Here is a 13,087-nt window from a genome sequence, read left to right on the forward strand (position 1 = left end):
GGCGTTGCCGGCCGGGCCTGAGGAGTCGGGGCAATGACCTTTTCCTTCAAGACGCTGGTGCTGGGGCGTCGGCTCGGCGGCGGCCATCACAATAGCCTGTTCGGCTACCTGGTGGATGGACTCAATGCGGTGGGTTCGCTACTGATCTTCTCGATCATGGCCATGATCGTAGTGGACGTGCTGTCGCGCAACCTGCTCAACAAGCCCATTGCCGGCGTGGCAGAACTGGTGGCGGCCTCCATCGTCATGATCGTGTTCCTGCAGCTGCCCAGCACCCTGCGCCACGGCCGCATGGCCCAGGCCGATATCTTTATCCAGGGCTTCACCGTGCGCCATCCGCGCATCGGCCACGGTTTGCAGACACTCTTCTACCTGGCGGGAGCCTACATGCTGATGGTGGTCTACCAGGGCGCGCTGCCCACCTTTCTGCGCGCCTGGGAGCGCAATCAGTTCATGGGCGTGGAGGGGGTGTTCACCTTTCCCGTCTGGCCCATCCGCCTGGTGGTGATCGCCTGTGCGGCCATCACCCTGCTGCAGTATCTGCTGCTGGCGCTCCAGGCTCTGGTGTGGGCGGTCAAGGGCGCCGCGCCGGACGCCGAGGAGGAGCGCTCATGAGCGGCATCGAAATCGGTATCGTGGCGGTGGGCCTGATGCTGGCGTTGATCTACTTCGGCATGCATATCAGCATCGCCCTGATGCTGGTCTCCTTCCTTTCCATCTCGACCCTGCGCAACCCGGAGCTGGCCACGCGCATGGTAGCCGCTGCGGCTAACGATTCGCTGAGCAGCTATCTCTACGGCGTGGTGCCACTGTTCGTGCTGATGGGCCTGCTGGTGGTGGTCTCGGGCGTAGGCCGGGACACCTTCGATGTCTTTCAGTGGCTGACCCGCCGAATTCGCGGTGGGCTGGGTGTGGCCACCGTCGGCGCCAACGGCATCTTCGCCTCGATCACCGGCATCAGCGTGGCCTCGGCGGCGGTGTTCACCAAGGTGGCGGTGCCGGAGATGCGCCGCCACGGCTATACGCCCAAGTTCTCGGTCGGTGTGGTGGCGGGCAGCTCCGTGCTTGGCATGCTGATTCCTCCGTCGCTGTTGATGATCGTCTACGGTGTGCTGGCGGAGCAGTCGGTGGGGCGCATGTTCATTGCCGGCATCATCCCCGGCATTCTGCTGGCGGTGACCTTCTGCATCACGATCCTGCTGCTCGCCTATTTGCGACCCGGCTTCATGATGCAGGGAGCGGCCAGCGTGAACGGTGGGGCTCCGCCGGGGGGCGCCGAGCGCGAGGCGGAGTCGGGCATGTCGCTGGCGTTCAAGCTGGTGCCCATTCTGGCGCTGATGGCCCTGGTGCTGGGTGGTCTGTACAGCGGCTTCTTCACGCCGACGGAGGCTGGCGGTGTGGGCGCCTGCGGTGCGTTGCTGCTGGCGCTGCTCAAGCGTCGCCTCAGCCCGGCCAAGTTCTATCAGGTGCTGGGCGAGACCGGGCACGTGGCGGTCTCGATCCTGTTCCTGATTCTCGCCGCTTCGCTATACAGCCGCATGCTGGCGCTGACCGGCCTGCCGATGGCCATCGCCCAGTGGGTCACGGCCATGGAACTGACCGCCTATCATTTCCTCTTTCTCTACCTGCTGGTGGTGATCCTGATGGGCTGCATCATCGACTCGGTGTCGATCATGCTGATCGTGCTGCCCATCGTGCTGCCCATCGCCCAGTTCTTCGGCATGGACCTGATCTGGTTCGGCGTGATTACCGTGGTGGCAGTGGAAATCGGTCTGATAACACCGCCGTTCGGTATCTCGGTCTATACGGTCAACGCGGCGCTCAATGATCGCAGCGTGCCGGTCAAGGAGATCTTCAAGGGGGTCGTACCGTTCTTCGCTGCGATGCTGGTGGTGCTGTTCATCCTGGCGCTGTTCCCGGTGCTTTCCACCTATCTGGCCTATCGCTACTGAACCGCAACGACCGACGACAAGGAGAGACGACATGATTTCAGGGGTATTGAGCCAGCCGGCGCTCGACCAGCTGTTTCGGGAGGCACGCACGCACGCCTACTGGCGGGATCGTCCCGTCGAGGATGCCACCCTGCGCGAGCTGTACGATTTGGCCAGGATGGCGCCCACCAGCGTCAATTGCAATCCGCTGCGCATCCTGTTCCTGCGCACCCGGCAGGCCAAGGAGAAGCTAATGCCCGCGCTGAAGGAGGGCAATCGGCGCAAGGTGGCGGAGGCGCCGGTAACGGCCATTCTCGCCTACGACCGTCGCTTCCACGACCACTTGCCGGAGCTCTTTCCCCATGTGGATGCCAGGGCCTGGTTCGTCGGCGACGAGCCTTACCGGGAGGAGACCGCCTTTCGCAACGCCAGCCTGCAAGGTGGCTACTTCATCCTGGCGGCGCGAGCGCTGGGGCTCGATGTGGGTCCGCTTTCCGGCTTCGACAACGACATGGTCGACGGGCTGTTCTTCGCCGAGCGTTACCCCAACTATCGCAGCAATTTTTTGTGCAATCTAGGCTACGGCGACACGGCCAAGCTGCATCCGCGCGGTCCGCGCCTCTCCTTCGAGCAGGCCTGCCTGCTACTGTAGTTCCGGCTTGGCGGGGTATGCGAAAACGGCCACCCGAAGGTGGCCGTTGCGATCGGGCTCAAAGGCTGGGCCTGGGCCCGGTGGCTGCCAATACAGCCTTGAGGTGGGCGAGATCACGCGAGATGTCGGTCTCGATGAACTCCGCCAGCAGTCGCTCGGCCTCATGCTGGGCCGCCTGCTCTACATACTTGGCATAGGTGATGACGGCGGCGCTGCAATAACGACAGACGAGCACGTCCGTTGGTTTCGGATTGCCGTGCCAGAAATTGCTGCCATTGCATTCGGGACATGCCACTTTCCTTGTGCGCTGAAACATTCGGCCTCCTGCCTGACGTTCGATGGTTGACGTGAATGACTCTACCACGAAAACGATGAAGGTCACGTTACCGCTCTCGACATGGCGCCTGCGTCGAGGCGGTCTTGGCCGCATGGGCGACCAGCTGCGGGAAGCTGAAGATCATGTCGGGGCTGGCCTCCGGCTCGCCGCACTCCTCGTCGTTGAGGCTTACGGTCAGCGGCAGATGAACCTTGTCCTCCTGCCAGGCGTCGCCCAGTTCCCCGAGACGTCCACGCTTGTTATTGACGCAACGGCGCTATAAGTTCGTCAAATACAACCATCTTCGAAAATATCGAGTTTTATGAGGAAGGTAGCATGACAGAGCCTAATACGATTAAGGCCGCGGCACAGAATGAACCTGCCCTTCTCCAGCCATTGAGCTTGCGGGGACTGACGTTAAAGAACCGTATGGTTGTCTCGCCCATGTGTCAGCACTCTGCGGTAGATGGGGTTGTGCAGGACTGGCACATCGTCCATTACGGCAAGTTCGTCCTGGGTGGTGCGGCACTGGTGCTTACCGAAAGCACAGCAGTCAGCAGTGACAGCCGAGTCGGGATCGCGGATCTGGGAATCTGGTCCGACGATCATGTGCCGGGGTTGAAGCGACTAAGCGATTTCGCCCATGCCAACGGCGCAGCCTTTGGTATCCAACTGGCCCATGCGGGGCGCAAGGCTTTTTCCGAGCCCCTCTGGGAAGGGGGGAGAGCGCTAAGCACCGATGCGCTCGACGTCAGCGGCCTCGCCTGGCGCCGTGTGGGGCCAAGCGCCATCGCGGCCAGTGGCGAATGGTCCGAGCCCGAGGCGCTGACGCTGGAAGAGATTGACGAGATCCGGGAGGATTTCGTGGCGGCTGCCCGGCGGGCCGAAAGGGCGGGCGCCGATGTGATTGAACTGCATTTCGGCCATGGTTACTTGCTAGCCAGTTTTCTGTCGCCCCTCTCGAACCAAAGAACCGACACATATGGTGGACCGCGGGAAAACCGGATGCGCTTTGCGGTGGAAACGGCGCAAGCGGTGCGTGAGGTCTGGCCAAACGACAAACCCCTGTTTGCTCGGCTGTCCTGTCTCGATGGAGCAGAAGGTAGTTGGGGAATGGAGGATACCGTGGCACTGGCCCAGTCCCTGAAAGCGGTCGGTGTCGACGTGATCGATTGCTCCTCGGGCGGGCTTACTGAAGAGACGCGGCGCAGCAACGTGCCTCGCGGCATTGGCTTTCAGGTGCCCTTCGCCGAGGAGGTGCGCCACCGTGCCAGGATCATCACACAGGCCGTCGGTATCATCCTGACACCCGAGCAGGCCAATGAGATCGTGGCCAGCGGCAAGGCGGATCTGGTCGCGCTCGGCCGCGAGGTGTTGCGTACGCCCTATTGGCCCGCTGAAGCGACGCGTTCGCTGAGCGGGCCTGGGGATTACAGCGCCTGGCCGTTGCAACACCGCGAGTGGCTAGTCCGTAGACACAAGGTGCTGGATCGCCTGCGCACACCCGAGAATGACGCATCAGAAGATGGATAAAGAGGAGAAAGAGCAGGTCAGGCGGTTTGGCTTGTTGACAGCCTCTCGTAATCGAACGCTACCACGGCTCGCGCATGGAAGGCGTCACCTGTGACGAAGTGCCGGTGGACGGAATCGTTGAGTTCTGGTTTCGCAACAGGGAAGAGGCGGCTGAGCTCTATGCCTGCGACATCGTGGCCCAGACATAGGAGCTCGCCAAGGTTTTCCTCGACGCGATTACTCCCTGTTTGGTCGAGACACGCAAGTCATATGAGGCGAGCGTGGCCGTGTACCAGAAGGCCTGGTGCGTGTACCAGGCCTTCCATCGTTTCAGGTGGTCAGGTAACCGCCATCCACGACGATGGTTGTGCCAGTCACATAAGACGACATGTCCGAGGCGAGAAAGACCACTGGGCCGACGATTTCGTTTGGGTCGCCGAAGCGCCCCATCGGAATGCGCGATAGAAAGCGCTCCCGCCGCTCGTCATTGTTGCGGGTGGCCTCGGTCATCGGAGTAACCAGCGTGCCAGGGGCCACGGCATTGACACGTACCCCGTCCTTGCCAAGCTCAGCTGCGAGGTTCTGGGTCAGCATCTTCACTGCCGATTTCGAGGTCGAGTAGGAGATCGATGTGGCTGTCGAAACAAAGGAAGCAATAGATGCCATGTTGATGATTCCACCTTTGGTCTTTCGCAGCGTAGGCACGAAGGGAAGAATCATGTTGAGTGTGCCGTCGAGATTGACGTTCATGCCTAATGCCCATGTCTCACGGACATCGGGGCTATCGATCGTATTGCGTGGACAGACACCCGCATTGTTGACCAGCAACGACACGTCACCGTGTTGATCGACGGTTTCCGCCAGTGCAATACAGGCCTCGGCATTCGTGACATCCAGAGCATAGGCCCAGGCCTCGCTTCCAATGCTACGGATCTCCTCGGCCGTCTTCTCGGCGTTCTCCAGCCGAATATCAACGAGAATGACCCGCGCCCCCTCTTTGGCAAGACCCTTGGCGATGCAGGCGCCAACACCTTGTCCGGCCCCCGTTACGATGGCCAGTCTATCTTTTAATTTCACCTGATGAATCTCCTCGCGTATGTGGGCCAAGCGGCTCAATATACCGAAGATTATACTTTAGATAACATGTTCGCAATTAGACAATATGGCGGCGTTCACTCTTCGTCCCAGTAGCCGAGCTCAGCTGACAATCTGCGTGTTGCTTCGGTTAGGGTCTGGGCGAAAGGAGAGGTGGAAGATTTGTCAAGAACGCGGGCGTCAGCTACCAGAGTAATCACGGCGAGTATCTGCCCTAGATGATCGAAGACTGGAGAAGCGATGGCGTTGATACCAGGCACAGGAGGGTTAGGCACCGAGGAAATGCCCGTCTCCCGGATCATGGCGATGTCTTGCTCGTCATAGGGTTGTGGTGTGCCCACGCAGCGCTGGAGGAAGAATTTCGGCAACTTGGGCGGCATGGATGGCTGGGATAGCTCTGCGGGTAGGTAGGCTGCAAAGACGCGGCCCGTTGCGGTCCCGGTGACCGAGTATACCGTGCCGACCTTCGTATTCATGTGAATCTGGTCCTCGCCTTCGTGCACGACCACAACGGTCGGACCGAAGGCGCCCCATACTGACAGCAGCACCGTCAGTCCGGTCCTCAAAGAAAGATCGATCACCGCTTGCCCAGCCAGTTGCATCGGGTCGACGGTTCGCATACGCGTGATGGCAAGATCAAGCGCAAAGGGGCCTAACTGGTAGCGTCCGGTTTGGCTGCTTTGTTCTACTATGCCAAGCTTCCGAAAGCTGACCAGATAAGGGTGGGCTTGAGCGGGCACGATACCGGCCGCTGCGGCCAGCTCTTTGAGCATCATAGGCTCGCCGTGGGCGACAAGTGCATCCAAAAGTTGTGTGCCAACTTCTATCGATTGAACGCCGCGCCCTTCGAAGTTCTGCGTCTTGCTTGACATGAGATTTCTTCGCTGTTTTCAGAGAGAGGTTTAGGCTGTGCGTGCGACGAGTTGAGTTTTCACTGAGTGCATAGCGCGCACGCCAGTTAAGATGGTGGGGATGCTCTCGCCAGCGGGATCGGTATCCAAGATGTCGGTGTGGCCTATGCAGGTCACTACGCCTACGAAAGCATCATGCTCATCGAAGATCGGGACCGCCACGGCGTCGATCTCCGGTACTCTTGCGCCTTCGATCGTGCTGAAGCCCTGTTCTCGGATCGCCTCGATCTGCTCCCAGTATTCCACCATGCAATGCACATCCGCCTGATAGTTGGGGGGCGGGTTGCGCTCCTGTTCGAGTCTTAGCTGTGTTTCCACCTGCTGATGTTCCCCAAAGGCACCGAAGACTCGACCCGTGGCGGAGTTCAGTACCGAAAATCGTGTGCCCATGCGGATGTTTAGGTCGCTGCGCTTGTCCCGGGCCTGCACGACCATCACGGCGGTTGGCCCCTTGGCACCCCAGACCGAAAGGACGGACATGACGTTCAGGCTGGACGAGAGCTCCTTCAACAGCGTGCTGGTGCGACGGAAAGTCGGCAGGCTCCGCAGCCGGCCAAGCCCGACCTGAAGCGCAAAGGATCCCAGCAGATAAGGCCCCGACTCAAACTGCTGAACCACCATGCCGACACGTTTGAGACTTACCAGATAGGCATGGGCCTGTGCCGGGGTGATTTCAGCCTTGGCGGCAATTTCCCGTAGGGTCAGGGGGGTGGATGCGTCTATCAACGCCTGCAGTAGTCGTCCTCCGACCGTAATGGATTTGATGCCCCGTGCGCTGCGACCGTCTTTTGCCATGAGCTACTCCTGCATAATAGTTCGACCGATTTTCTCGTATGTTCGCACGAACGGAAACAGAATTTGTTATTAACATACATGTTAGGTTTCGATGCAGGGCCATGTGTCCCAGTGGCGGGCGCGTAGCCTGGGCATGACTATGGCCACCATCCGACAAGAGCTCGCTTTGCCTAAATCCGACTGTGGCCGAGAGCTCCTGCCTTGAAGTGTCAGAGCACATGTACTGCCGCTCTCTAAGATGACCGAGATATCGTCGATCTGCTGTGGCGATGTGCGACAGCGCCCAAGCTTAGGCCGAGATGAGCAATTCCGAGTAGCGCGTCGCCGTCGTGATCGCCCAGGCGTCGGAGTGAGTGTTCCAACGCCTGGTTCTGTGCATTCGGTACCCCCTTCTTTAGTCTATATTATTTGCAATTGACGAACATGTTCGCCAAAGGTAAATTTCGTTGTGACTTAAAGGTCGCCGTCAAGCGCGAGTCGAACAGAGCTTTCGAACGCATCTGAGACGAACTGATCACTCGAATCCGCGTATGCGGGCGGAGAGAGGAGGAGGACGGCGACGTCTTGCCCGGCCGGTTCTGTAGAAGCCTTTGTGCTGCTGTGGAGACCGTCCTTTACCTCTCTTCGGTAGCAGACGTTTCCGGCCTGGATTCGGGGCGGAAACGGACAAGAGGAAGGACAAGATGAAAGAACATAGTTGTGATGTGCTCGTCGTGGGCTCGGGGGCCGGAGGGCTGTCCACGGCCGTCGTTGCGGCGCATCATCACCAGCAGGTGCTCGTGGTAGAGAAGGAGCCAGTCTTCGGTGGCACCACGGCGCGTTCGGGCGGCTGGATGTGGATTCCGGGTAATGCACCGGGCAAGCGCGCCGGGGTCGAGGACAGCGCCGAGAAGGCCAAGACTTACTTGAAGTACGAGACGGGCGAGTTTTTTGACGAGGCGCGCGTAGATGCGTTTCTCGAGAATGGCCCCAATGCGGTGGATTTCTTCGAGAATAATACAGCCCTGCAGTTCGACCTGGGACCCACCTTCGCGGACTATCACCCCGATGCGCCTGGTGGAATGCCCGGCGGACGCTCGATCGTGGCCAAGCCCTTCGACGGGCGTGAACTTGGAGACGAGATCAAGCGCCTGCGCCCGCCTCTGGCTGAGATCACTGTGTTGGGCATGATGATCGGGTCTGGCAAGGAACTGCTGCACTTCTTCAATGTCACGCGGTCCCCGATCTCGGCATTGTTCGTCAGTGGACTCTTTGCGAAGTTCTTGCGCGACAGGGTCTTCCATGGCCGGGCTATGCGCCTCATGAACGGCAACGCGCTGGTCGCGCGGCTGGCGAAATCCTGTTTCGACAAGGGGGTGCCGATCTGGACCCGCTCGCCGGTGCGTAAGTTGATCCGGGACGAGAGCGGTCGCGTGACAGGAGCCCTGGTTGATACGCCGACGGGCGCCGTCCGAGTGCATGCGAACAAGGGCGTCGTCATGGCGGCGGGTGGTTTTCCGCAGGATCCTGTGCGCCGCAAGAAACTGTTCCCCCACGCGCCGAGCGGCTACGAACATGCTTCGCCCGCCCCGCCAGGAAATACAGGCGATGGTCTGCGCTTGGCCGAAAAAGCAGGAGCATCGGTTCAGGAGGACCTACCTCACGCAGCCGCTTGGGTGCCGATCTCGCGGCCAGTGTGGTCGGATGGTACGCAGGGGACTTTTCCGCATTTCGTGGACCGGTCGAAACCCGGCATCATTGCTGTCACGCGTTCGGGGCGACGCTTCGTGAATGAAGCGAACTCATATCACGACTTCTGCCAGGCGATGTACAAACACTGCACCGAGGAACAGGCCGAGGTCTGCGCCTTCTTCATCGCCGACCACCGGACCTTCCGGAAATACGGCCTCGGCTTTGCCAAGCCGACACCCATGCCCTACAAGGCGCATCTCAAGAGTGGATATCTGATACGCGGCAAGACGCTGCGTGAACTGGCCGAGAAGATCGGTGCGGACCCGGCCCAACTGGAAAAGACCGTGGCTGAGTTCAATCGCCACGCGAAGGATGGCAATGACCCCGAATTCCACAAGGGCAGCACGGCCTACAACCGCTCGCTGGGCGATCCCGAACACAAGCCGAATCCTTGTATTGCCCCCATCCAGAGAGGGCCGTATTACGCAGTCAAGCTGGTTATCGGTGACCTAGGAACATTCGACGGACTGCGTACCGATGAGAATGCGCAGGTGCTGGACGAGAAGGGCAAGGTCATCACCGGCCTCTATGCCGTGGGCAACGACGCCGCTTCGATCATGGGGGGGAACTATCCTGGAGGGGGGATTACCCTCGGGCCGGCAGTCACCTTTGGATATATTGCCGCACGGCACATGGCCGGCGTAAGCCAGCATGGCCGTCGCAAATCAGTCGGCGTGGTCGCTTCATGAGCTTTCTCAGAGCTGAGCTGAAGGCCGGCAGTCGTGCGACGAGATCGGGGCGGATGGTTGCAACTGGAGAATTGAAATGCCCCGGCAAATATGGAGGTCTAAGCTCCTATTTTTTTATGGAATTTGTATTTAACGAATGTGTTAGCCTATCATTGATGATGATTTCGGGCTTTACAGGAGACAAGGATTTTAGACTGGGATCGAGTTGTGTAGACAAAAGTCTATAAACCAAAGGTCTATTACTTGGGTTTGTTAAGCTTTGGGGGTGAAATTATTAATATTCTTAAGTGAATGTGGCCGTGATTTCTCAGCTCTACTAAATGCTACGCCGAGATGAAAAAGTAATCAGCGTATAAAGCATGCGGCAAAATTTATACTCAAAAATAAACGTACTGACGAAAGGAAATGGAGCACGCAATGAATAATAGGAAGAAATGTTTGGTCTCTGCTATTGCTATCAGTATTTCTACCACCCCTGTTGCTGCCCAACAGACCTATGAATTACAGAATGTATTTGGATTGCAAGTTCCATCTATTGGTCCTAGTCCTCAAATCTGGGCGGACCGTGTAGAGCTTATGTCTGATGGACGGATAAGCGTCAATGTTCATGGGGCAGGGGATTTTGTTCCGCCTTTTGAAGTGTTCGAAGCCGTTAGTATGGGCGCCTTGGATATGGGCTTCGATTGGATAGGCTATTGGGCAGACAGAATTCCGGTGGCGAACCTCGTAGGCTCTATGCCGTTTGGTCCGGATCCTGAAACCTTCTTGGCATGGATGTTTGAGGGTGGTGGACTGGAAATTATTCAAAAAGCTTACGATCCTCATAACGTTAAGATATTGCCATGCCATCTGGTCCTTTCTGAAGCTGGTGGGTGGTTCAATAAGGAAATTAATTCTGTAGAAGACCTACAGGGTCTTAACATGAGAATTGCTGGCTTGGGTGCCAGGGCAGTAGCCGAGCTGGGTGCTAATACCATGATGATTCCAGCCGGAGAGGTCTATGTATCATTGGAACGTGGAAGGATCGACGCTGCAGAATTTTCTCTCCCCCAGCTGGATATAGGCCTGGGCCTATACGAAGTGGCGGATTATTATTATTTTCCTGGCTGGCATCAGCCGGCTAGCTGGGATTCAATTCTGATTAATATGGATGTATGGAACGGGTTGGATGAGAGTGACCAGGAAATCATGCAGGAAGCATGTCATGCACATATTGCCTATAATTTGCATGATCAGCTCAATGCACAAATGGATGCGATAGAAAAAATTGAAGAGTCGGGTGTTGAAATTCGTCGATTCCCTGATGATGTTCTAGATGCCTTGAGAGAAGCATCTGAGCAGGTCATTCGGCAGCAAGCTACCCGAGATGAAATTTTCAATGAAGCGTATGAGTCGATTAGGGCCTATCAGGAGAGGCTGAATCGCTGGCAGGAATTGCAGTACCTTCCGCTGGATTAACGCTTACATTCCAACATATCTACGCCTGGCCGCTAACAGCCAGGCGTATCTTGAACTTGGTGATGTCAATGCTCGACAGATTAATACGTTTTTGCCACAGGTTCGAGGGTTTTTTATCCGCTTTTGGGAAATTGGCGGGATGGTTGATAATTCCTATGCTTTTGACGGTTGCCATGACCATTGGTGCCAGTCTCGTAGGTTGGAACAGGTTTTTTGCTTGGGAGATGGATGTCTTTCTGCTTGGTGACTCGGTAACCGTTAATACATTGCTTGATCTTCAGTGGCATATATTCCTTATAATTGTTATGCTGGGAGGTGCTTATGCTCTCGTTGAAGACTCTCATGTGAGCGTTGACCTTTTTTATGGTCTTTTCTCATCTCGATGGAAAGTGCTAGTGACGATTCTAGGGGATGTGATATTTCTCATTCCTTTTTGTGCTGTCATGCTTTGGTTTTCCTGGGGTTTTACGGTTTCCTCGTATTTGTCAGGCGAAGGATCTTCCTATGGTGGGTTGCTGGATAGATGGTTTGTAAAAGCATTCTTGCCTTTAGGTTTTACTTTGATTTTATTGGCCGCGATGTCACGTGTTATTAGGCTTTTTTGCGAGTTGTTTCGTGAAAGCAAATATTAATGGGAGGTGCTTGTGATAACCGATAGTTTGTGGCCGATATTGATGCTTGTAGTATTGTTGGTTGGAATTTTTTCTGGTTACTCAGTAGCATTTGTCCTGGCAGGTACGGGAGTGCTTTTTGCATTTGTGGCAGATTTGCCAACGGTTTTCTTGTCCATGGGGGTGTCGAGAATCTACTCTGGTACTTTGACAAATTGGCTGCTAATCGCTATTCCGCTATTTGTTTACATGGGATTGATGTTAGAAAGATCTGGGGTTGCAGAAAGACTCCTGACATCATTGGCTAGACTGCTGGGACCTATGCCTGGCGGATACGCCTTTTCCGTTATTGTTATCGGCATCGTCATGGCCGCATCTACAGGTATTATAGGTGCCAGTGTTGTCCTTTTGGGACTCTTGGCATTGCCTATGATGAAAGAAGCAGGGTACTCTCGCCAAACCAGCAGCGGTCTTGTTGCGGCGACCGGAACATTAGGGATTCTAATTCCGCCTAGTATAATGCTGATCATACTGGGAGATACTCTTAGGATTTCTGTTGGTCATTTGTTTATTGGGGCCGTATTCCCTGGGCTGATACTAGGGGGGCTTTATATAGCATATATCGCTGCATTGGCTCTTTTTAGGCCTGGCATGATGCCTCCGCTTCCTAAGTCCGATAAGCTAGGTTTTGCAAAAACCATTATATTGCTTTTACAGGATCTGGTTGCCCCTTTGGTACTAGTCGTCGCCGTACTGGGATCCATTGTTGTAGGTATTGCTACACCGACTGAAGCTGCAGGCATTGGTGCCATAGGAGCTACTATATTGGCGTTGGCTGCAATGAGAGGGCGTCTGCACGAGTTTGGCGAGGTTCTTCGAGCAACGACGAAGACCACTGTCATGATAATATTCGTGATGCTGGGCGCTACAATATTTAGTCTGGTGTTCAAACGGCTCGGTGGAGAATCGTTGATCTTAGGGGCCTTTCTTGGGTTGGACGTAGAACCGTTCACCGTTATTATAATGATTATGCTGCTGATTTTTATTCTTGGGCTTTTTCTTGAGTGGGTGGAAATTACCCTTATTGTTCTCCCTCTGTTTGCACCTATAATTATTGCTCTTGATTTTGGTATTCCGCAGGAAGAAGCAATGCTTTGGTTTGCGTTGCTCTTTGCTTTGAATTTGCAGACTTCCTTTTTGACTCCTCCATTCGGATATGCTCTCTTCTATTTGCGAGGTATAGCGCCTGACGGTTATACGATAGGCGATATTTACCGCGGTGTGCTTCCATTTGTACTGTTGCAGTTGACGGCGCTCTTGTTGCTACTATTTTTTCCTGGTTTAGCAACTTGGTTGCCTCAAACATTAATGGGCGCTGGGTAGAGC

General features: G+C 56.2%; 12 protein-coding genes. 8 read left to right on the forward strand and 4 right to left on the reverse strand.

Features of this window, described 5'->3' with window-relative positions:
* The first annotated feature begins 33 nt into the window (after positions 1-33).
* The 3 genes from HOP51_RS10445 to HOP51_RS10455 are packed head-to-tail and all read left to right on the forward strand — an operon-like array spanning position 34 to position 2,583.
* The gene (locus HOP51_RS10445; protein ID WP_234273851.1) at positions 34-615 is read left to right on the forward strand and encodes a TRAP transporter small permease subunit; all 582 of its coding nucleotides are present in this window, start codon (positions 34-36) and stop codon (positions 613-615) included.
* Entirely contained in the window at positions 612-1,952 is a 1,341-nt protein-coding gene (locus tag HOP51_RS10450) for a TRAP transporter large permease (RefSeq protein ID WP_234273852.1), read from the forward strand. The genes HOP51_RS10445 and HOP51_RS10450 overlap by 4 nt, the downstream gene beginning before the upstream one ends.
* Before the next feature lie 31 nt (positions 1,953-1,983).
* Entirely contained in the window at positions 1,984-2,583 is a 600-nt protein-coding gene (locus HOP51_RS10455; protein ID WP_234273853.1) for a malonic semialdehyde reductase, read from the forward strand.
* A gap of 58 nt (positions 2,584-2,641) precedes the next feature.
* Here the strand turns inward: HOP51_RS10455 and HOP51_RS10460 are convergent, their stop codons facing one another.
* On the reverse strand, positions 2,642-2,965 hold the full coding sequence (locus tag HOP51_RS10460; RefSeq protein ID WP_234273854.1) for a hypothetical protein: 324 nt from the start codon (positions 2,963-2,965) through the stop codon (positions 2,642-2,644).
* A 270-nt stretch (positions 2,966-3,235) separates the two neighbouring features.
* On the opposite strand from HOP51_RS10460, the gene HOP51_RS10465 reads away from it, so the two are divergent.
* Positions 3,236-4,432, forward strand: a complete 1,197-nt coding sequence (locus tag HOP51_RS10465) for an NADH:flavin oxidoreductase/NADH oxidase (RefSeq protein WP_234273855.1) — start codon at positions 3,236-3,238, stop codon at positions 4,430-4,432.
* A gap of 309 nt (positions 4,433-4,741) precedes the next feature.
* Here HOP51_RS10465 and HOP51_RS10470 read toward each other — a convergent pair whose 3' ends face one another.
* The 3 genes from HOP51_RS10470 to HOP51_RS10480 form a co-directional block, all read right to left on the reverse strand.
* The gene (locus HOP51_RS10470; RefSeq protein ID WP_234273856.1) at positions 4,742-5,488 is read right to left on the reverse strand and encodes an SDR family NAD(P)-dependent oxidoreductase; all 747 of its coding nucleotides are present in this window, start codon (positions 5,486-5,488) and stop codon (positions 4,742-4,744) included.
* Between the two features lie 95 nt (positions 5,489-5,583).
* Positions 5,584-6,378 (reverse strand): IclR family transcriptional regulator, encoded by a 795-nt coding sequence (locus HOP51_RS10475; RefSeq protein ID WP_234273857.1) that lies wholly within the window; start codon positions 6,376-6,378, stop codon positions 5,584-5,586.
* A gap of 30 nt (positions 6,379-6,408) precedes the next feature.
* Complete coding sequence (locus tag HOP51_RS10480) at positions 6,409-7,212, reverse strand: IclR family transcriptional regulator (protein ID WP_234273858.1); 804 nt, start codon at positions 7,210-7,212, stop codon at positions 6,409-6,411.
* Between the two features lie 683 nt (positions 7,213-7,895).
* Between HOP51_RS10480 and HOP51_RS10485 the strand changes: the two genes are divergently transcribed.
* From HOP51_RS10485 to HOP51_RS10500, 4 genes are all read left to right on the forward strand, one after another.
* Positions 7,896-9,632, forward strand: coding sequence for an FAD-dependent oxidoreductase (locus tag HOP51_RS10485; RefSeq protein WP_234273859.1), 1,737 nt, complete (start codon positions 7,896-7,898; stop codon positions 9,630-9,632).
* A 417-nt stretch (positions 9,633-10,049) separates the two neighbouring features.
* Positions 10,050-11,090 carry a TRAP transporter substrate-binding protein gene (locus tag HOP51_RS10490; RefSeq protein WP_234273860.1) on the forward strand — a complete coding sequence of 347 codons (1,041 nt, stop codon included), beginning with the start codon at positions 10,050-10,052 and terminating at the stop codon, positions 11,088-11,090.
* 62 nt (positions 11,091-11,152) lie between these two features.
* Complete coding sequence (locus HOP51_RS10495) at positions 11,153-11,722, forward strand: TRAP transporter small permease subunit (protein ID WP_234273861.1); 570 nt, start codon at positions 11,153-11,155, stop codon at positions 11,720-11,722.
* Between the two features lie 12 nt (positions 11,723-11,734).
* On the forward strand, positions 11,735-13,084 hold the full coding sequence (locus HOP51_RS10500; protein WP_234273862.1) for a TRAP transporter large permease: 1,350 nt from the start codon (positions 11,735-11,737) through the stop codon (positions 13,082-13,084).
* Positions 13,085-13,087: the final 3 nt, after the last annotated feature.

It is taken from the genome of Billgrantia zhangzhouensis (genome assembly GCF_021404465.1).
Lineage (GTDB): Bacteria > Pseudomonadota > Gammaproteobacteria > Pseudomonadales > Halomonadaceae > Halomonas > Halomonas zhangzhouensis.

Bases quoted from the DNA above. Each gene is read 5' to 3' on its own strand.
- HOP51_RS10485 (WP_234273859.1), top strand. From the start codon at position 7,896: ATGAAAGAACATAGTTGTGATGTGCTCGTCGTGGGCTCGGGGGCCGGA.
- HOP51_RS10490 (WP_234273860.1), top strand. From the start codon at position 10,050: ATGAATAATAGGAAGAAATGTTTGGTCTCTGCTATTGCTATCAGTATT.
- HOP51_RS10475 (WP_234273857.1), bottom strand. From the start codon at position 6,378: ATGTCAAGCAAGACGCAGAACTTCGAAGGGCGCGGCGTTCAATCGATA.
- HOP51_RS10465 (WP_234273855.1), top strand. From the start codon at position 3,236: ATGACAGAGCCTAATACGATTAAGGCCGCGGCACAGAATGAACCTGCC.
- HOP51_RS10495 (WP_234273861.1), top strand. From the start codon at position 11,153: ATGTCAATGCTCGACAGATTAATACGTTTTTGCCACAGGTTCGAGGGT.
- HOP51_RS10450 (WP_234273852.1), top strand. From the start codon at position 612: ATGAGCGGCATCGAAATCGGTATCGTGGCGGTGGGCCTGATGCTGGCG.
- HOP51_RS10455 (WP_234273853.1), top strand. From the start codon at position 1,984: ATGATTTCAGGGGTATTGAGCCAGCCGGCGCTCGACCAGCTGTTTCGG.
- HOP51_RS10445 (WP_234273851.1), top strand. From the start codon at position 34: ATGACCTTTTCCTTCAAGACGCTGGTGCTGGGGCGTCGGCTCGGCGGC.
- HOP51_RS10480 (WP_234273858.1), bottom strand. From the start codon at position 7,212: ATGGCAAAAGACGGTCGCAGCGCACGGGGCATCAAATCCATTACGGTC.